General features: G+C 61.2%; 15 protein-coding genes. 5 read left to right on the top strand and 10 right to left on the bottom strand.

What is annotated here, in order from left to right; genetic code table 11:
* Positions 1 to 67 precede the first annotated feature (67 nt).
* Positions 68 to 1,285: an MFS transporter gene (locus QSV77_RS17965; RefSeq protein ID WP_065117703.1), complete on the bottom strand. Its 1,218-nt coding sequence runs from the start codon at positions 1,283 to 1,285 to the stop codon at positions 68 to 70.
* Between the two features lie 181 nt (positions 1,286 to 1,466).
* Here QSV77_RS17965 and QSV77_RS17960 point away from each other — a divergent pair, with 181 nt between their 5' ends.
* Both QSV77_RS17960 and QSV77_RS17955 read left to right on the top strand, forming a co-directional pair.
* Positions 1,467 to 2,405, top strand: a complete 939-nt coding sequence (locus tag QSV77_RS17960; protein WP_110760332.1) for an AraC family transcriptional regulator — start codon at positions 1,467 to 1,469, stop codon at positions 2,403 to 2,405.
* An 84-nt stretch (positions 2,406 to 2,489) separates the two neighbouring features.
* Positions 2,490 to 3,128, top strand: a complete 639-nt coding sequence (locus QSV77_RS17955) for a bifunctional 2-polyprenyl-6-hydroxyphenol methylase/3-demethylubiquinol 3-O-methyltransferase UbiG (protein ID WP_302734513.1) — start codon at positions 2,490 to 2,492, stop codon at positions 3,126 to 3,128.
* A gap of 14 nt (positions 3,129 to 3,142) precedes the next feature.
* Here QSV77_RS17955 and QSV77_RS17950 read toward each other — a convergent pair whose 3' ends face one another.
* The 3 genes from QSV77_RS17950 to QSV77_RS17940 are packed head-to-tail and all read right to left on the bottom strand — an operon-like array spanning position 3,143 to position 8,614.
* Entirely contained in the window at positions 3,143 to 6,421 is a 3,279-nt protein-coding gene (locus QSV77_RS17950) for an error-prone DNA polymerase (protein WP_302734512.1), read from the bottom strand.
* The gene (locus QSV77_RS17945; protein WP_302734511.1) at positions 6,418 to 7,935 is read right to left on the bottom strand and encodes a DNA polymerase Y family protein; all 1,518 of its coding nucleotides are present in this window, start codon (positions 7,933 to 7,935) and stop codon (positions 6,418 to 6,420) included. Before QSV77_RS17945 ends, QSV77_RS17950 begins: the two co-directional genes overlap by 4 nt.
* The gene (locus tag QSV77_RS17940) at positions 7,850 to 8,614 is read right to left on the bottom strand and encodes an ImuA family protein (RefSeq protein ID WP_302734510.1); all 765 of its coding nucleotides are present in this window, start codon (positions 8,612 to 8,614) and stop codon (positions 7,850 to 7,852) included. Before QSV77_RS17940 ends, QSV77_RS17945 begins: the two co-directional genes overlap by 86 nt.
* 230 nt (positions 8,615 to 8,844) lie before the next feature.
* On the opposite strand from QSV77_RS17940, the gene QSV77_RS17935 reads away from it, so the two are divergent.
* From QSV77_RS17935 to QSV77_RS17925, 3 genes are all read left to right on the top strand, one after another.
* Positions 8,845 to 9,201: a DUF1304 domain-containing protein gene (locus tag QSV77_RS17935; protein WP_302734508.1), complete on the top strand. Its 357-nt coding sequence runs from the start codon at positions 8,845 to 8,847 to the stop codon at positions 9,199 to 9,201.
* 4 nt (positions 9,202 to 9,205) lie between these two features.
* Positions 9,206 to 10,492 (top strand): glycerate kinase, encoded by a 1,287-nt coding sequence (locus tag QSV77_RS17930; RefSeq protein WP_302734506.1) that lies wholly within the window; start codon positions 9,206 to 9,208, stop codon positions 10,490 to 10,492.
* 116 nt (positions 10,493 to 10,608) lie between these two features.
* A complete protein-coding gene (locus QSV77_RS17925) occupies positions 10,609 to 10,857 on the top strand; it encodes a hypothetical protein (RefSeq protein WP_302734505.1) in 249 nt (82 codons plus the stop codon).
* A gap of 6 nt (positions 10,858 to 10,863) precedes the next feature.
* On the opposite strand, the gene QSV77_RS17920 is transcribed toward QSV77_RS17925, so the two are convergent.
* From QSV77_RS17920 to QSV77_RS17895, 6 genes are all read right to left on the bottom strand, one after another.
* Positions 10,864 to 13,107: a bifunctional diguanylate cyclase/phosphodiesterase gene (locus QSV77_RS17920; protein ID WP_161991437.1), complete on the bottom strand. Its 2,244-nt coding sequence runs from the start codon at positions 13,105 to 13,107 to the stop codon at positions 10,864 to 10,866.
* A 198-nt stretch (positions 13,108 to 13,305) separates the two neighbouring features.
* On the bottom strand, positions 13,306 to 14,085 hold the full coding sequence (locus QSV77_RS17915; RefSeq protein ID WP_110759951.1) for a MetQ/NlpA family ABC transporter substrate-binding protein: 780 nt from the start codon (positions 14,083 to 14,085) through the stop codon (positions 13,306 to 13,308).
* A 33-nt stretch (positions 14,086 to 14,118) separates the two neighbouring features.
* The gene (locus QSV77_RS17910; RefSeq protein ID WP_142842798.1) at positions 14,119 to 14,787 is read right to left on the bottom strand and encodes a methionine ABC transporter permease; all 669 of its coding nucleotides are present in this window, start codon (positions 14,785 to 14,787) and stop codon (positions 14,119 to 14,121) included.
* Positions 14,777 to 15,892, bottom strand: coding sequence for a methionine ABC transporter ATP-binding protein (locus QSV77_RS17905; RefSeq protein WP_302734503.1), 1,116 nt, complete (start codon positions 15,890 to 15,892; stop codon positions 14,777 to 14,779). The genes QSV77_RS17910 and QSV77_RS17905 overlap by 11 nt, the downstream gene beginning before the upstream one ends.
* A gap of 295 nt (positions 15,893 to 16,187) precedes the next feature.
* On the bottom strand, positions 16,188 to 16,817 hold the full coding sequence (locus tag QSV77_RS17900) for an NAD(P)H-dependent oxidoreductase (RefSeq protein WP_142842797.1): 630 nt from the start codon (positions 16,815 to 16,817) through the stop codon (positions 16,188 to 16,190).
* A gap of 302 nt (positions 16,818 to 17,119) precedes the next feature.
* On the bottom strand, positions 17,120 to 18,499 hold the full coding sequence (locus tag QSV77_RS17895; RefSeq protein ID WP_302734502.1) for a GH1 family beta-glucosidase: 1,380 nt from the start codon (positions 18,497 to 18,499) through the stop codon (positions 17,120 to 17,122).
* Positions 18,500 to 18,780 lie beyond the last annotated feature (281 nt).

Here is an 18,780-nt window from a genome sequence, read left to right as displayed (position 1 = left end):
AGAGCCGCGTTACGCGGCTCCTATCCCGAGGCCCGCACGAATGCGGGCCTTTTGTTTGGCCGGGTTCTTATCCCTGCGATGCCTCTACCTGCGGCACCACACCGCGGCGCGACGCCATGAGCGATGCGCCGAGAAGGGCAGAAATTGCCACGAAGACGAAGACCATCGTTGCCCCCTGCAGATCGATCAGCAGGCCGCCGAGAACCGCGCCGCTGGAAATGGCGATCTGGAAGGTGGTGAGCAGCAGCGCGCCGGCGCTTTCCGCCTCATCCGAAGCCACGCGGGTGATGAAGCTTTGTACGCTGACCGGAAGCGCGCCGAAGGCAAAACCCCAGGAAGCGATGGCGACACCCGCAACGACGGGAGATGCGCCGGCAATCACCAGAATGGAGGCCGAAGCGGCAATCAGCGTCGCGGCGAAGGTCACGGCCCATGCCGTGTTCTTCTCGGCAAGGAAACCGCCGAAGAGATTACCGAAGAAACCACCGATGCCATAAACCAGAAGAACGAGGGAAATCGCTTCAACGCCGAGCTGCGGCACGTCTTCCAGGAACGGGCGAACATAGGTGAAGCCGGCGAAGTGACCCGCGACGATGAACAGCGTTGTCAGAAGGCCGATCCGGACCTGCGGCCGCTGCAGCAGCCGGAACATGGTGGAAAGACCGGGTGCGCCGGCCGGCGGCAGAGACGGAATGGTCAGCAGCTGCACGGCAAGTGCGATGACACCGAGCACACCCGCAACCACGAAGGCCGCGCGCCAGCCGAGCGTCGCGCCGATCCATGCGCCCACCGGCGCGGCACAGACGGTGGCGACCGAAACCCCTGTCAGGATGATGGCCATGGCACGCGGCATCTTGTCGAGCGGCACGAGCCGCAGCGCCAGCGCCGCCGACATGGCCCAGAAACCACCAAGGCCGATGCCGAGCAGGACGCGCGATGCAAACAGCATGAAAAGCCCGTTGGCAAAGGCGGCAAGCGTGCTGGAAATGATCAGCAGCGTGGTGAGCCCGAGAAGTGTCCAGCGGCGGTCAATGCCGCGTGTGCCGATGACGACGCCGGGGCCGGCAACCGCCGCAACCAGTGCGGTAACGGTGATGGATTGCCCGGCAATGCCGGAGCTGATGGCAAGATCTTCCGATAGCGGCGTAAGAAGGCTGACCGGCAGAAATTCCGCCGTCACCAGCCCGAAGACACCGAGCGAAAGCGAAACCACGGCGGCCCACTTCGCATCCGGCTCTTTTCTGCGCGGCACATATTCGAGCTCGTTTATGGTCCGGTTATTCATGAAAATCTCCTGATGCGCATTGCCAGAATGCGCCCTGAAATGGAAGGGCAAGACGATGAGACCGCTGGGAGGCCGGTTCAGCGCCCGCAAATCGATGGTCATAAGCTATGCGTGACACCCCGGCGTTTCCATGCTAGAAAATCCGTATTCCTTAACCAATCGTCCGAATTTGCGAGATGTCATGAATGATGCCCTGACGGAAATGCTGCGAGGTCTGAGGCTTGACGGCGTGGAATATGGCCGCTGCCGCATGGCCACCCCCTGGGCCACCGCCTTTCCCGAACAGGAAGCGGCGCGGTTTCATTTTATCGGCGTCGGCCAGGCGAAGCTGCGAAAGCCTTCCGGCGAATGGCTGATGCTTAAATGCGGCGATGCCGTGCTTCTGCCGCGCGGGCACGCCCATGTGCTTGCCAGCGGCGAGAATGTGACGCCCTCGCCCTTTGACCGTTTCGGCAAGAAGGAAGTCTGCCAGGGCATTTTCGACATGCAATGCGCCAGCGCCGGCGGCGATACCGTGGCCTTTACCGCTTCCATGCGTTTCAACATGGATAATCTGCACCCGCTGCTGCAGCTGATGCCGGATGTGATGCTGACCAGCGATCTGGCCAAAAGCGACCCGGCCATTCCCCACCTGCTGGAAGCCATGGCGCGCGAAGTGGAGCTGAACCGCGTCGGCGCCGGTGGCATTCTGGCAAGGCTTGCCGATGTGCTGACCGCGACCCTGATCCGCACCTGGGTGGAACATGGCTGCGGCGATTCCAGCGGCTGGCTGGCCGCCGTGCGCAATCCGGAACTCGGGCGGGTACTGGCCGCCATCCACCTCACCCCGGAAAAGGACTGGAGTGTGGAGGAGCTTGCCTCCTTGATGGGCGCATCCCGCTCCAGTTTCGCGGAACGTTTCACCCGCGTGGTGGGTGAAAGCCCGGCGCGTTATGTGGTGCGCGTGCGCATGCATCAGGCACGTCTATGGCTGCGCGAAGGCATGCGCGTAACCCTCGCTGCGGAAAAGCTCGGTTACGATTCCGAAGCCTCCTTCAGCCGCGCCTTCAAACGGGTGCTCGGCGCGCCACCCAGCCAGTTCCGCCGCAAGGATGCGGCCGGGCTGGAGGATGCGGCTTAAAAGCTTCAGACAAACCGGGTAAGGATACTGTGTGAAAAACAGATCCGCCTGAAGCGCAAGGGCATCGTCCGGGGAGCATCCACCATGAGCATGGCCGACGACGCCCGTTTCTGGGACCGGGCAGCACGGAAATATGCGAAAGGCAGGATTTCAGACGAGGCCGGATATGCGCGCACGCTGGAGCGGACCCGCGCCCTGCTGAAACCCGACGACAGCATACTGGAACTGGGCTGCGGCACCGGGACGACGGCGATCCGGCTGGCGGCTAGTGTCAAAGACTACCTCGCGACGGATATTTCCGTCGACATGATTGCAATTGCCAAAGAGAGAAAACAAGCCGCCGGTTCTCTCCACAACCTCACCTTCAGCACAACGACTGCGGAAGCGCTTGTGCCGGGCGACAGGCAGTTCAACGCGGTACTGGGTTTCAACTATCTTCATCTGGTCCGCGACCTGCCCGGCACGCTGCGGCACATTCATGCCCTGCTTGCCCCGCACGGCCTGCTCATTACCAAGACCCCCTGTGTCGGCGATATGAACCCGCTTATCCGCCTTGTCCTGCCCGCGATGCGGGCAATCGGCAAGGCGCCCTATGCCGGCGTGTTCAACGCGGCCGAACTTGGCCGGCATATAAACGCCGGTGGTTTCGACATTCTGGCGACGGAAATTCATGCAACGAAGGGCAATGACAACCGCCCTTACATCATGGCGCGCAAGAGGTGAGCTGAGCCGCCTTCTCAGTGAAAATTGCGGGAAATGACCTTTATCCGCTCGACCGCATCGTCATCATGGTCGGCGGGCGGCGGGCGTTTCCTGATAACGCGGTGATCATCCGGCGGCATGCCGTGATGAAACTCGTCACCACGCCCATGCGGCAGGGGAAAGGCGTGGTTGCGCTCGCCCACGCTTGCCAGGGCCTGCGACAGATCGGTCAGCCGGTGGGCGACCAGATGCACCACCTCACCTTCCCGCTGGATCTTGCCGTAAATGCCGACCATGCCGGCGGACAACACCACGCGGCGGTATTTTTCGAAGGTTTTGACCCACAGCACCGCATTGGCAATGCCCGTCTCGTCCTCCAGCGTCATGAAGATCACGCCCTTTGCCGAACCGGGGCGCTGGCGCACCAGCACCAGACCGGCCGTTTCCAGCCATGTGCCATCCCGAACACGCACCGCCTCCGCACAGGTGACAATGCGGCGGCGGGAAAGATCATGCCGCAGGAAGGTCATGGGGTGTTCGCGCAGCGTCAGCCCCACATGGCCATAATCCTGCACCACCTCGCCACCATCAGTCATGGGCCGGAGCGCAACGGAGGGTTCCTGAAGCTCTTCGATAACGGCATTTTCCCTGATGGCAGCGGCGGCGAAAAGCGGCAGCGGCTCATCCCGCAGGGCCTTGATGGCCCAGAGCGCCTCGCGCCTGGCAAGCGAAAGCGCCGGCAAAAAGGCATCGGCCTCCGCCAGACAGACAAGGGCGGCGGCCGGAACACCCGCCCTTCGCCACAGATCATCGACGGAGGCAAAGGGCCGATCCTGCCGGGCGGCGACGATTTTTGCAGCATGGTCATTGGAAAGCCCCTTCACCATGCGCAGGCCAAGCCGCACGGCAAAGCGCTCCTCACCCTTGCCATTCTTCTTGCCCGTAGGCTCAAGCGTACAATCAAAGCGGCTGTTATTAACACAGACCGGACGCACCTCGACACCATGATCACGCGCATCGCGCACGATCTGCGCCGGGGCGTAAAAACCCATGGGCTGCGAGTTGAGAAGCGCCGTACAGAAAATATCGGGATGATGGCATTTCAGCCATGAGGAGGCGTAAGCAATCAGCGCGAAGGAAGCCGCGTGGCTTTCGGGGAAACCATAGCTGCCGAAACCTTCCAGCTGCTTGAAGATGCGTTCGGCGAATTCCTGCTCATAACCGCGCTCTACCATGCCCGTGACCAGTTTCTCCCTGAATTTGGAAATGGTGCCGACATTCTTGAAAGTCGCCATGGCCCGGCGCAGCTGGTCCGCTTCATCCGCGGTGAAACCGGCGCAATCCATGGCGATCCGCATCGCCTGCTCCTGAAACAGCGGAACACCCATCGTCTTTCCCAGGACGCTTTCAAGTTCTTTTTTCGGAAAAAGGACCGGCTCCTTTCCCTGCCGGCGGCGTAGATAGGGATGCACCATATCCCCCTGAATGGGGCCGGGGCGAACGATGGCAACCTGAATGACGAGGTCGTAAAACTCCTTCGGCCTCAGGCGCGGCAGCATCGACATCTGCGCCCGGCTTTCAATCTGGAACGTGCCGAGCGTATCGGCCTTCTGGATCATGGCATAGGTAGGCCCGTCATCCGGCGGCATGGCGGCGAGATCATATTTCTCGCCCGTGCGTGCCTCCAGCATGTCGAAGCCGCGCTTCATGCAGGAGAGCATGCCAAGCGCCAGGCAATCCATCTTCATGAACTTCACGACATCGATATCGTCCTTGTCCCATTCGATGATCTGGCGATCATCCATGGCGGCGGGTTCGATCGGCACCAGTTCGTCCAGCCGGTCATGGGTCAGAACAAAGCCACCCGGATGCTGGCTGTGATGGCGCGGTGTGCCGACAAGCTGGTTGGCCAGTTCAAAGGCAAGCTTCAGGCGGCGATCCTCCATATTGAGGTTCAGCTCCTTCACCTGCTTTTCACCCACCCCCTCGCTCCAGCGCCAGACCTGCGAAGACAGAAGTTTGGTCAGGTCTTCCGGCAGGCCCAGAACCTTGCCGACATCGCGCAGCGCTCCACGCCCGCGATAACGGGTAACGACGGAACAGAGTGCGGCCTTGTCACGGCCGTAGGTGTCATAGACCCACTGAATGACCTCTTCACGCCGCTGGTGTTCAAAATCCACGTCGATATCCGGAGGTTCTCCCCGGTTCTCGGAAACGAACCGTTCAAAGACGAGATTGCTGAAAAGGGCAGGATCGATGGCGGTGATGCCAAGCACAAAACAGATAACCGAATTGGCCGCCGAACCACGCCCCTGACATAGAATATCTTTTGAGCGCGCATAACGGACAATGGCATTCACCGTCAGGAAATAGGAGGCATATTGCAGCCTGCCGACAACCGCCAGCTCATGATGCAACGCCTTTTCCACCTTCTCTGGCAAACCCTTCGGATAACGCCCCGGCACCGCTTCCCAGACCATCTTCTCCAGCGCCTGCTGCGCCGTCAGCCCCGGCAGGCTGCGCTCCTCGGGATATTGATAGACCAGTTCCTTCAGCGAAAATTTGCAGCGTTTCGCAATTTCAAGGCTACGGGAGAGCGCTTCAGGATAACGGGCAAACAGCCGGTGCATCTCTTCCGGCGGTTTCATGTAACGGTCGGCGTGGCGTTCGCGGCGAAAACCGGCCTCATCGATGGTGCAATTATGACGGATGCAGGTGACGACATCCTGCAGCATGCGCCGCTCGGGCACATGAAAGAGCACGTCATTGGTGACAACAGTCGGTACACCTGCGACCTGCGCCATCTCCGATAGCTCGAAAAGCCGCATCTGGTCGTTGGGGCGTCTTCGGAGGCTGAGCGCCATATAGGCCCTGTCGGCAAAGGCGGCTTTGAGACGTCGCAGCCGCAGTGCGCAGAGATCATCCGCGAGGTCAGCGAGCAACACGACGATCAGGCCTTCGCCATAGGCAACGAGATCGTCCCAAGCCAGCCGGCATTTGCCCTTGCCGCCCCTTTTCTTGCCGATGGAAAGCAGCCGGCAAAGCCGCCCGTAAGCCGGGCGATCCATGGGGTAAACAAGCACGGAAAGATCGTCATCCAGATCGAGCCGGCAACCGATGATGAGGCGGATGCCATGATTATGGGCGGCTTCATAAGCGCGGGGAATGCCCGCAAGACTGTTGCGGTCGACAATACCCAGCGCCTCGATGCCGAGGCTTTTGGCCTGTTCGAAAAGCTCCTCGCAGGAGCTTGCCCCGCGCAGGAAGGAAAAATGCGTGGTCACCTGCAGCTCGGCATAACGGGGCGTATTCATGCAAAGACCCCATGGATGAACCAACCCTGCGAGCCCGTTTCGGCATGTTCGCCATCACCGGAGCGGAAAATCCAGAAGCGCTCGCCGCCCTCGTTTTCCACCATGAAATAATCGCGCACCGCGGCCTTTTCCCGGTCGCGTTTCCACCATTCGCCGAACACCCGTTCCGGCCCGTCGGCGCGCCTGACATTATGGCGCACGCCTTTCCAGAGGAAATAACGCGGCGGATGGTCGGGCAACAGCGCCAGCGTCTCGATGGGTTCAGGCCTTGCAAAAAGCCTGACCGGACGCGGCCAATGGCCGGGCCAGCCGAGCGTATCCTCCGCCGCAAGCGCCGCAACTGAAGTAAGGGAGCGTTCCGGCACATCGCTTGCCACCGCCGCATAACGATAGACCCGGTGGCCGCGATTGAGGATGACATCGACCGTATCGGCGATTTCCGCACGGCCTTCCTCCAGAAGCGAAGAACGGGCCTGCGCGGCGACAAGCGGCTCGGCATGGGTGGCGGTCAAAACCATCATCTCGATGCCGAAGCCGGGATCGATAGTGTCGATGCGGTCAGTCAAAAGCCGGACAAGCTGTTTGACATCGCGCACCGGTCTGGACGTGCCGGCCCGTATGGCTTGCAGACCGCTATCCACCCGGTGCAGCACCAGATCGACCCGGCGCGCGCCGAGGCCGCGCTTTTCCAGCGCGATGCAAAGTTCGGCAACCAGCTTTTGGCTATAACGGGCAATCGTTTCCGCCGCCGCGATGGGTTCGGGAAAGGCGCGCCGCACCTCCACCAGTTCAGCCACCCGCACCGGTTCGATGGGTTCGCCGATCTCGCCGAGCGCCTGGGAAAGACGGCGGACGAGTTCGGGGCCGAAACGCAGGGTCAGCGGCGCGCGCGGGGCTTCGGCAAGCTCGCCGATGCTGCGGAAACCGAGCACCTTCAGCCCGGAAACGATACGCTCCTCCAGCCTGAGCGCAGCAAGCGGCAAGCCGCTGATCGCCGCACGCTGCCCGCCCGGCGGCACGATGCTGATTACCTCAGGGCTAAAACGCGCCAGCGCATGGGCCGCACCCCAGCTATCGGCAATGGCGGCGCGGGCGGCAAAGCCTGCGGCATGCAGGCGGTTGACCATGCCGCTCAGCATCAGCGTCTCATTGCCATGCAGATGGTCCGCACCCGCCGTGTCCAGCACCAGCCCGTCGGGTGGGTCGGCGGCGACGATCGGGGCATAGATGCGCAGGAAATGAAAGGCCAGTTGCTGCAGGGCGCGGGCATCAGCAGCCGCATCCAGATCTTCAACGAGAAGACCCGGCACCAGCGCCTGCGCCTTGCTGACCGGCGTGCCGGGGCGGATGCCCGCCGCCTTTGCCGCCTTGTCGAGCGCCAGCACAAGCCGGCGGCTGCCCTGACGACCAATCATGACCAGCGGCTTTTCAACCGGCGGCGCGTTCTTGCCCGAAAGACGCCGGAAACGATCCGTCGGCCATGTCGGCAGGTAGAGCGAGACGACCCTTTGCATCACAGGCTTCCACTTCAAATTCGGCACTTTCGCCACCGCGACATCGCAAGAGCTCCAGCAACCAGCGCGGCCTGCCCACCCCCGGCACCGGCAAGGGCGAAGAGGGCCGCACGGAAATGCGCCAGCGGGTCACCGCCGCCGTCGGCTCGCCAAACAGCGCCGCATCGGCTTGACGCCGGAAGCGGCGGATGGCGATACCGGTAACCCCAGAGGTTTCCGCCGCTAGCTGCAGCCGCCGCGAGGCGGTCATCGGCAGTTTCGCCACTTCACCCATCACCGCGCCGAAACCATTGCAACGCAAGCCCTCCTCGAAACAGTCGAGCACGCCTTTCTCATCGCGGCATTCAACGATGATGAGCCGGTTTTGCGACAGGCCGGCCTGTGTCAGGCCCGGCATGAACAGATCCCGCCGGGTGACACACCATAAAACCTTGCCGGAAAGCCGTGCCGCCACACCGGCAGCAAACAGCGCTGCCGCTGCCCCATCGGCAGCGCCATTGCCGCCGCCGCTCAGCTCATGCAGGCAACCGAGCTTCAGCCCGCCTCCCGGCAGGTGATGGTCGATGGCATCCACGCCGAAAGGCAGGGTCTCGTGCAGCCGCTCAGGGCCGTTACCGATCCTTTCCAGCCTTTCACGCAGCTCTTCGACAACGAGCAACTGGTCCGCGCGCTTTTGCATGGCATGACGGTTTTCAATTCCGGATTTTCAATCTTGCTGTTCTTGTTTTGTTCCTATTTCAGCAAAGAGTCAAGCAACAGGCTGTCGCTCATCAACAGTTTGCACGGGAAGAGAGGATTAAGCCCTTGCAGCGCTTCGTCCCGCCGTTAAAACGGAATTGTCCGTTCGCTGCCGTTCTTCTCACGAGAACCGATGCACCACGGACATCAGGGTTTTGGAGGAAACCGCCGATGATCGCCAGCATTCTGATTGCCGTGGTTGCGGCCATCCACATTTACATCGTCATTCTGGAAATGCTGCTGTGGGAAAAGCCGGCCGGCCGCAAGGCCTTTGGCCTCTCGGCGGATTTCGCCCGGCAGACGAAGGTGCTGGCCGCCAATCAGGGGCTTTATAACGGGTTTCTGGCAGCCGGGCTGATCTATGGGCTCATGCAGGGCGATACCGGGCTGAGCTTCAAGGTCTTCTTCCTCACCTGCGTTCTGGTGGCCGGTATTTTCGGTGCCGTTACCGCCAATACCATGAAGATCCTGTTCATTCAGGCGCTGCCCGCCCTTTTGACGCTTGGCGCGCTCTGGATTGGAGTATGAACCGATGACCGCATGGAATGACCGCCGCGCCAAAGACGCCCTCAACCGGATTTTCATGGCGGCAGTCGCAAGCGCCGATCCGGCGAAGGTGCTGCAACACCACCTTCCCTCCCCGCCCAAAGGCCGCTGCGTGGTGGTGGGGGCGGGCAAGGCCTCGGCCGCCATGGCCGCAGCGCTCGACAAGGCCTGGGCGGATGTCGATCTCTCCGGTGTGGTGGTGACCCGTTATGGCCATGCCGTTCCGGCCGGCCGCATCGAGATCATCGAGGCCTCGCATCCCGTGCCTGATGACAAAAGTGCGGAAGCGGCAAAACGCATTCTCGCCGCCGTTGAAGGCCTGACCGCCGAAGACATGGTGATCGCGTTGATTTCCGGCGGCGGTTCGGCGCTTATGGTCGCCCCCGCCGAAGGAATGACGCTTGCCGACAAGATGGCCGTCAACCGTGCTTTGCTTGCCAGCGGCGCGACGATTTCGGAAATGAACGCCGTGCGCAAGCACCTCTCCCGCATCAAGGGCGGACGGCTGGCGCTGGCCGCCAAGCCGGCCAAGGTTGTTTCACTGCTGATTTCCGACGTGCCCGGAGACGACCCCTCCGAGATCGCCTCCGGCCCGACGGTTGCCGATCCAAGCGACATTGAAACCGTGCGGGAAATCGTCTCGCGTTATGAGCTCGATCTTCCCGAAACCGTGCGCAGGGTATTGGAAAAGGGCGAGGAAACACCGAAGGCCGGCGATATCGATGAGGATATCAGGATGATCGCGGCCCCCTCGCTTGCCCTGCAGGCGGCAGCGGAAGAGGCGGTGAAACTCGGCCTTACGCCGCTCATCCTCGGTGATTCCCTTGAAGGCGAATCCAGGGATGTCGGCGCGGTCATGGCCGGCATCGCCCTTTCCGCCAGCCGCAACGGCCTGCCGGTCAAAGGCCCGGCCGTTTTGCTTTCCGGTGGCGAAACCACGGTCACGCTGAACAGGGGAGTTGGCGGCAAGGGACCGGCCGGCAAGGGCGGCCGCAACACGGAGTTCCTGCTGAGCCTTGCACTGACGCTGAAGGGCGCTGACGGCATCTGGGCGATTGCCGGCGACAGCGACGGCATAGACGGCGTGGAGGATGCGGCGGGTGCGGTGGTGACACCGGACACGCTTGCCCGCATGCGCGCTGCCGGTGTCGATCCGCGCCAGTCGCTCGTGGGCCACGACAGCTATACCGCTTTCAAAGGGGTCGGTGATCTCGTGGTGACGGGGCCGACGCTGACCAATGTGAATGATATCAGGGCAATCTTGATCGGCTGAAATCGGGAGGGGTGGAGCGGGCCACGGCCATCAACTGCGCCCACCCGCAGCCACGGCCATTTTGACTATATTCTCGGAGAGGTATAATCTGGGGCATGTCCTTTGGAGCCTCAGCCATGCGTTCTGGAGTGCTCATAGCCGGGCTGATCATGGCCCTCATGCCCACCTTGGCGGATGCTCACAATTGCAAATGCCGAAATCGCGGCACCATGTTCGAACTCGGCCAGACATCCTGCCTGAAGGTCGATGGCGGCTCCTATCTGGCGCGTTGCGAGATGAAGCTCAACGTCTCGTCCTGGACCAAGGTTCAGGACGGTTGCCCCGTGACACAACGGCTGCCTCAACAGTCGATACGCATCAATTGATGTCGTTTACGCCCCTGCCCGAAGTGCAAAGAGCGGCGCGTTCTGCGCTTCCACCATGATGGTGATGTCTTCGGCGGCCACCGGTTTCGAAAACAGGTAACCCTGCAACTCGTCGCAGCCGCATAGATGCAGGATGGCGGCCTGTTCTTCGGTCTCGATACCCTCTGCCGTCACCGGGATATCGAGCGATTTCGCCAGCGCCACGGTGGCCTGCAGCATTTCCAGAGAGCGCCCGCCATGTTCCAGCGCAACGACCAGTGACCGGTCGATCTTCATCCGGTCGAAACCGAAGCGGCGCAGATATCCGACGCTTGCAAATCCGGCACCGAAATCATCAAGCGCAATATGCAGGCCAAGCTGTTTCAGCTTGTCGATCGCAGCACCAGCCCGCTCCGGATGCTGGATGAAATAGCCCTCCGTCATTTCCAGCCGCAACCGTTCGGATGGCGTCTGTGTCGCCGCGAGAATATCCGCCACATGACCGGAAAAGGCGGGATTGCGGAATTGCACGGGTGAAATGTTGACGGATAGCTTGATGGACGGCCATTGCCGCGCCGTCTCGCAGGCCTTGTGCAGAACCATAAGGCCAAGCCGGTCGATGAGGCCACTGGTTTCGGCCGCCGCGATGAAGATATCCGGCGGCACGAAGCCGTGCCCCGGCCTTTGCCAGCGCGCCAGCGCTTCCACCCCGGTAATGCAGCGCGTCGCAGCGTTGACGACCGGCTGATAGACCACGGTAATCTCGTCATTGAGGATGGCGCAGCGAAGATCAGCCTCGAGCTGCAGCTTTTCCTCGCGCAGCGCATCCATCTTCAGCTCATAGGAAACGTAACGCCCGCGCCCGTTCTCCTTGGCCTGATACATGGCCATATCGGCGCGGCGCAGCAGTTCCTCGCCATTGATATCGCCGGCACGGGAAACCGAGGTGCCGATGCTGCAGCCGATGCTCGCCACCCTTTCACCGATGCTGAAGGGTTCGGTGAAAAGTTCGAGCAGCGCCAGACACAGCTTGCGGCCTTCCGACCAGACATCGTTGCCCTGAATGGCGATGGCGAATTCATCGCCGCCGAGCCGCGCCAGCACCGCGCCTTCCGGCACCAGCACCCGAAGCGCTGCCGCCACGCCCTTGATCAGCCGATCACCGGCGGCATGGCCGTAGGAATCGTTGATTTCCTTGAAACCGTCGAGATCGAGGTAGAGCAGCTTGATATCGGTTCTGTCGTGACGGGCCTTGCCCACCATGCGGTTCAGCTTGGCAAACAGACCGGCGCGGTTGCTGAGCCCGCTCAGGCGGTCGCGCAGCGCCTCTTCCCTTGCTGCCGCCTCATCCGCCTTCAGCCGGTCAAGCGTGGCCGAGCCGATGATGAGCAGTACCAGAAAGAACGTGCCGGCAATACCGAGCGCGGTGAAGACCACCGGCCGCGCCTCGTGGAAACTGACATCGCCCGGCAAATGCGAGCGCCAGACGAGCCGCGCCAGCACATCGCCGAGCGGATTGACGATATCCACATGGTTGGCCGAAGGCGCGTCGCCATATTGCAGTTCCAAACCATCGATGACGTAGTTGCGGGCAAGCTTGTCCACCATCGCCTGTTTGAGATGGCGGGCGAAAATCAGATAACGCCGCTCCGCACCAACGGGCGGCAGAGCACCGGACTTCAGCCGCACCAGCGCGACGCCCGTGGCAGCAACGCCATCGTCGGTTTTGACAAAACCGGTGACCTGGGAAGTGATGCCCGGACGCATGGCCTGCACGCGTTCGATCATCTCCTCCAGACCTGCAGCGAAATAGGCGTCAGGCGCCCATGTGACGGGCTTGCCGTTCTGGTAGGCCATGCGAACCCCACCAGCCTCGTCGAGAACGACAGCGGTATCGAAGAGATCGTTGTTGACCGTCATGTCGCCGTAATTGCTGGCTATCCAGTCGAACCTGTCTGGCGCATAGACATATTCGGCGGCATCGTCCCAGGCGGCGTAGTCATTGAGCGTGGCGCCAAGCTGCTCGCGGAAGGTGACCAGAGCACCCGCCGTGGTCTCGCGGGAGCGGGCATTGTCAAGCAGGTTGGCCTTTTCCCGGACCTGGCTGAGGGCCGACAGCACCAGCGCGGTGACGATGAGAAGCACCAGCGCAAAAGTGGACAATACGATGCCGACGGCGGTTCTGCGCCCGACCGGCAAATATTCCCCAATGTTTCGCGGCGCAATCCGCATAAATTCCCCTTCGAAAGCATCATCTTGCGAAGGAAACATTCAGAAGCCGTTAAACGGCATTGTGACGACGCCCCAAAAAGATACGGGTATAAAACGACAGTCTGGCTGCGAACCTGAAAAATCCTTCCATGAAATGCCGGGGGTTTTTCATAAAAAATGGATTTAAACGCGCGCCACAAAGAAAAAACCTCCCCCGCGAACGGGAGAGGCCGAAACGTCCGCCAGGGCGAACAGGGATTACCAGGACGGGATGACCGTGCCGTTATACTTTTCCAGAATGAAGGCCTTCACTTCCGGGCTGTGGTAGGATTCCACCAGCGTCTTCACCCAGGGCTTGTCCTTGTCCTGCGCACGGACGGCGATGATGTTGGCGTAAGGGGACTTTTCGCTTTCGATCGCGATGGCGTCCTTCTTCGGGTTCAGGCCCGCTGCCGTGGCATAGTTGGTGTTGATGACCGAAGCGTCGGTGTCGTCAAGCGAACGCGGCAGCTGGGCGGCGTCAAGTTCGACGATCTGGATGTTCTTCGGGTTTTCGGTGATGTCGGCAGGCGTTACCTTCAGGCCGGCTTCTTCCTTGACCTTGAGAACACCCTTGGAAGCGAGAACCAGAAGCGCACGGCCGCCATTGGTCGGGTCGTTCGGAATGCCGATGGTCGCGCCGTCCTTCAGCTCGTCAAGGTTCTTCACCTTCTTGGAATAAACGCCCATCGGGGTGGTGATGGTGGTGCCGACGCTGACGAGATCGAACTTGCGGTCAGCGATCTGGTTGTCGAGGTAAGGCTGGTGCTGGAAGGAATTGGCCTGCAGCTCGCCATCGTTCAGCGCCTGGTTCGGCACGACATAATCGGAGAATTCGATGATATCGATATCGAGGCCCTTGGCGGCCGCAATCTTCTTCACCTGTTCCATGATCTGCGCGTGCTCGGCGGGGGTAACGCCGATCTTGATGGTCTCGGCCAGCGCCTGACCGGCGGTGAAGAGAGCGGCGAGCGAAGCCGCGAGGATGAGTTTTTTCATGGGTGTCTCCTTGGGTTGTTATTATAAACGCAGTTAATTCTTGCGGGTCCGCTTGTCGAAGCTGCGCGCCAGCCGGTCGCCGGCGCTCTGCACCAGTTGCACCAGCACGATGAGCACCAGAACCACCGCCAGCATCACGTCAGGCATGAAGCGCTGGTAGCCATAACGGATGCCGAGATCGCCCAGCCCGCCGCCGCCGACAGCGCCGACCATGGCCGAATAACCGATGAGGCTGACAAGGGTGAGCGTGAGCGCCAGCGTGATGCCGGGCTTGGCTTCGGCAAGCAGCACCTTGGTGACGATCTGCAGCGGTGTCGCACCCATGGCGCGGGCTGCCTCGATGAGACCCTTGTCCACCTCGCGGATTGCCGCCTCCACCAGCCTTGCAATGAAGGGAACGGTCGCGACCGTCAGCGGCACGATGGCCGCACTGGTGCCGATCGACGTGCCGGCCACCAGCCGGGTGAAGGGAATGATCGCCACGACAAGAATGATGAAGGGCGTGGAGCGCGCCGCGTTGACGATGAGGCCGAGGATCCGGTTGGTCATCGGCGCTGGAAACAGTTCACCCTTGCCGCTGGTGGCGAGGAAAACGCCCATCGGCACGCCGATGATGGAGCCGACGATGCCGGCGACCGCGACCATATGCAGGGTTTGCAGCAGGCCCTTCAGCAGAAGGTTGAAGATCATATCAGGCGACATAACCGAGCACCTCCGTGTGAAGACCGGTTTCCGCATAAAAGCGGCCGGCGCGGGCCGTGACTTCAGGCGAGGCCGGATAGGAGACCACCAGCGAGCCGAAGGGTTCGCCGGAAATTTCCTCGATGGTGCCGGCAAGAATGTTCACGTCAGGGCCGATTTCAGCGACCAGGCGGGCCGTCAGCGGCTGAAACGCCGTTTCGCCGAAAAAGACCAGACGTACCAGAACACGGTCGCCTTCCGCCGCCTGCGGCTTCAGACCCGAAGTGACCCAGTGCGGCAGCTTCACGCCGACCGAGGACGACAGTAGGCTGCGGGTCGTCTCGTGTTTCGGCGCGGTGAAAATGTCGAAGGTCGTACCTTCCTCGACGATCAGGCCCCTGTCGATGACAGCCACCTGTGAGGCGATGGTCTTCACCACCTCCATCTCGTGGGTGATGAGCAGCACGGTGAGACCAAGCTCGGCATTGATGCGCTTCAGAAGCTCGAGAATGGATTGCGTCGTTTCCGGATCGAGCGCCGAAGTCGCTTCGTCGGAGAGGAGCAGCTTCGGCTGGGTTGCGAGCGCACGGGCAATGCCGACACGCTGTTTCTGGCCACCGGAGAGTTCCGCCGGATAACGCTTCGCCTTGTCGGAAAGCCCGACGAGATCGAGCAGCGGTCCAACGCGGGTCTCGATTTCCCTTTTGCCCATGCCTGATATTTCGAGCGGCAGAGCCACATTGTCGAAAGCGGTGCGCGAGGACAGAAGATTGAAGTGCTGGAAGATCATGCCGACGGAACGGCGCAGCGTGCGCAGGCTCTTTTCATCCAGCGCCGCGACATCGACACCATCGACGACCACACGGCCGGACGAGGGTTTTTCAAGGCCGTTGGCGAGGCGGATAAGCGTCGACTTGCCGGCGCCGGAGCGGCCGATGATGCCGGTGATGGAGCCTTTCGGCACGACGTAATCGATACCGGCCAGAGCAGCAAAGCCGGGCTTGCCGCTCGTACCGCCGAATGTCTTGGTCACGCCTTCAAACGTGACCATCGGGTCGTTGACCGCCCGCTCCGGGGCCGCCTGTGGCCGGGTCGCGGGCGGTGCCGCGGATGATGGAAAATTCATTGTAAACTCTGGGAAAACGCGTGACGGATCGGGTCTCAAAAAATCCTGCTGCGGCACGAAACCGCTCTCTTCATGCAGCCTAGGGGCACATTCGATGACAGCTGATTTTCCGGGTCATTTCGTCAGGCTTTCACTCAGAAATGCCGGGGATCGGCAATTCGATGGCGCATACTTGCCCGCAGGCGCCACCTTTTAACAGGGATGTTTTTTCAATTATCTGAAAAGAGAGAAAAAATCTACCGCAAAGCCGCCTTGGCGACCCTGCGGTAGTCAAGATTTCGCGACGATATGAAAATCACACGCGGCTGGTGAATTCCTCGAGCGGGCGGCGCACCTTTTTCAGGTTCACCAGCCAGTCGCCATCGGGCTGGCGATAACCCAGCGGCAGGATGGTAACGGAGCGCAGACCCTTTTCACGAAGGCCCAAAATTTCATCGAGCTTGGCCGGATCAAAACCTTCCATCGGGGTGGAATCAACGCCCTCGAAAGCGGCCTGCGCCACCGCCATGCCGAAACCGATATAGGCCTGACGGGCGGCATGTTCGAAATTCACCTGCTGGTCGCGCTGCGGATAGGAGGTGAGCAGCATCTGACGATAGGCTTCCCAGCCTTCATTCTTGATGCCGCGTTCTTCATTGACCAGATCGAACATATGGTTGATCCGCTCTTCGGTGTAGTTGTCCCACGCCGCAAATACCAGCAGATGCGAGCCATCGGTAACCTGCGCCTGGTTCCAGGCGATCTCGCGGATCTTGGCGCGCACGTCAGGATCGGTGACAACGATCACCTCGAAAGGCTGAAGACCGCTGGAGGTGGGGGCGAGCCGCGCCGCCTCGACGATGCGCTCGACCTTGTCTTCGGACACCGGCTTGGAAGGATCCATTTTCTTGGTGGCATAACGCCAGTTGAGTTTTTCGATAAGCATGTTCGTTTTCCCTTGGGAGGACCAGCCCGCCCTGCCCCTTGGGTGACAGAACGGGCGCTACGCCTCGTAGCCTGTCTGACATAGGCGACGGGCTGGCGGGCACAAGCAGGCACCGCCAGGTAACCGATAAAAAAGTTTGGGAAACTGATAATAAGGGGACGGAACTTTCGAAGTTGCTCTCCGTCATCCTCGGGCTTGACCCCGGGGATCCATCAAGACGACCCGAGCGTGGATCCTCGGGTCAAGCCCGAGGATGACGAACGAGAGGTCGGTGCTTTGACGCAATCACGCCATGGGTGGGCTTACCCCTTCACCACACCATGGTTGCCCTTCGGAAACCCCGAAGCCAGCGCGCTGTACCACTTCCCGCTATTCTTCAGCGTGCGCACCTGCGTGTCATAATCCACATGCACGAGGCCGAAGCGCATGCGATAGCCTTCGGCCCATTCGAAATTATCCATCAGGCTCCAGGCGAAATAACCGCGCATCGGGTAACCGTCGCGGATGAGATCGGCGACGATGCCGAGGTGTTCGGCATAATAATCGAGCCGCGGCTGGTCATTCACCTCACCGTTTTCGATGCCCATATTATAGCAGGCGCCGTTTTCGGTGATGTAGCATTCCGGCAGGTCGTAACGCTTGTAGAGCGTCTCGACCAGCGACTGCAGCGCCGGCGCATAAACCTCCCAGCCGATATCGGTATTGACGTCGCTGACTGCGGGAGCCGGTGTGGTGGCGGGGAACTCCGCACCCGGCGTCGCATCGTCGGCAACCCGCATCGGCGTGTAATAATTCAGGCCCCACCAGTCGAGCTTCTGGCTGATGATGGCGAGGTCCTCCGCCTCCACGACCGGCATGCGGCTGTCCAGCGCCTCCATCATCTGCACCGGATATTCACCCTTGAAGACCGGATCGAAAAACGCACCATTGTGGAACTGGAAGGCCCGTTCGGCCGCTTGCAGATCAGCTTTGCTGTCGGAAGCGGGAATGACGGAATGGGCGTTCAGCACCAGTCCCACTGGCACCTTCGGCGCGACATGGCGCGATGCCTCGACGCCAAAACCATGGGCAAGATTAATGTGGTGCATGGCGGCAAGGGCTGCCTCCATGTTGCGCTCGCCCGGCGCGTGAATGCCGTAGAGATGGCTGAGCCACACCGCGCACCACGGCTCGTTGAAGGTCGCCACCGCATCCAGCCGGTCGCCGAGGCGGGCCATGACGGTCTTGGCGTAACGCTGGAAGGCATGGGCGGTGGAACGCGAGGCCCAGCCGCCGTCGCCCATCAGCGTCAGCGGCAGGTCCCAATGGTAAAGCGTCGCATAGGTCTTGATGCCGCGCGCCTTGCAGCCATCAACGAGCCGGTCGTAAAAATCGAGCCCCTTCTCGTTGATCGGCCCGAAACCGTCAGGAATGATGCGCGGCCAGGCGATGGAGAAACGATAGGCCTCGACGCCCATCTCCTTGATGAGATCGAGGTCTTCTTCCCAGCGATTATAGTGATCGCAGGCGATATCGCCATTGTGCCGCCCGAAGACATGGCCCGGCATGTTGCAGAAGGCATCCCAGATGGAGGGTTTGCGGCCATCCGCCTTGGTGGCACCTTCGATCTGGAACGAGGCGGTTGCGACGCCGAACAGGAAATCGCCGGGAAAACGGGCTGCAAGCGCTTTGGGATCGGTCATCGGAGAGGCCTTCTCATATCCATCGAGCGTGAAAAGATGAACAGCGGTTTAGACCATGTCGGCCAGCAGGTACAGCCGGAGCCGCTGAAATCTACAACGTTTCAGAATGGGAGGTTAACAAGTCCAAAGCGCTTTGCGCACGGAAATTCACCGCGGCGGCAAGGCAGCGGGACGGGCCATCGGTCCGGCAAATGCGGATGGAATGGAAGTGTGGTGGTGAAAGTCGTGCATTTGCCGGACCGCGTTTCTTGGGCCGTGATGCCGGCCCGCTTTGGTCGGGG

This window comes from Agrobacterium sp. V1, assembly GCF_030518355.1.
Lineage (GTDB): Bacteria > Pseudomonadota > Alphaproteobacteria > Rhizobiales > Rhizobiaceae > Agrobacterium > Agrobacterium cucumeris.
The sequence above is the reverse complement of the archived record's forward strand: the minus strand, read 5'-3'. Positions and strand labels throughout refer to the sequence as shown.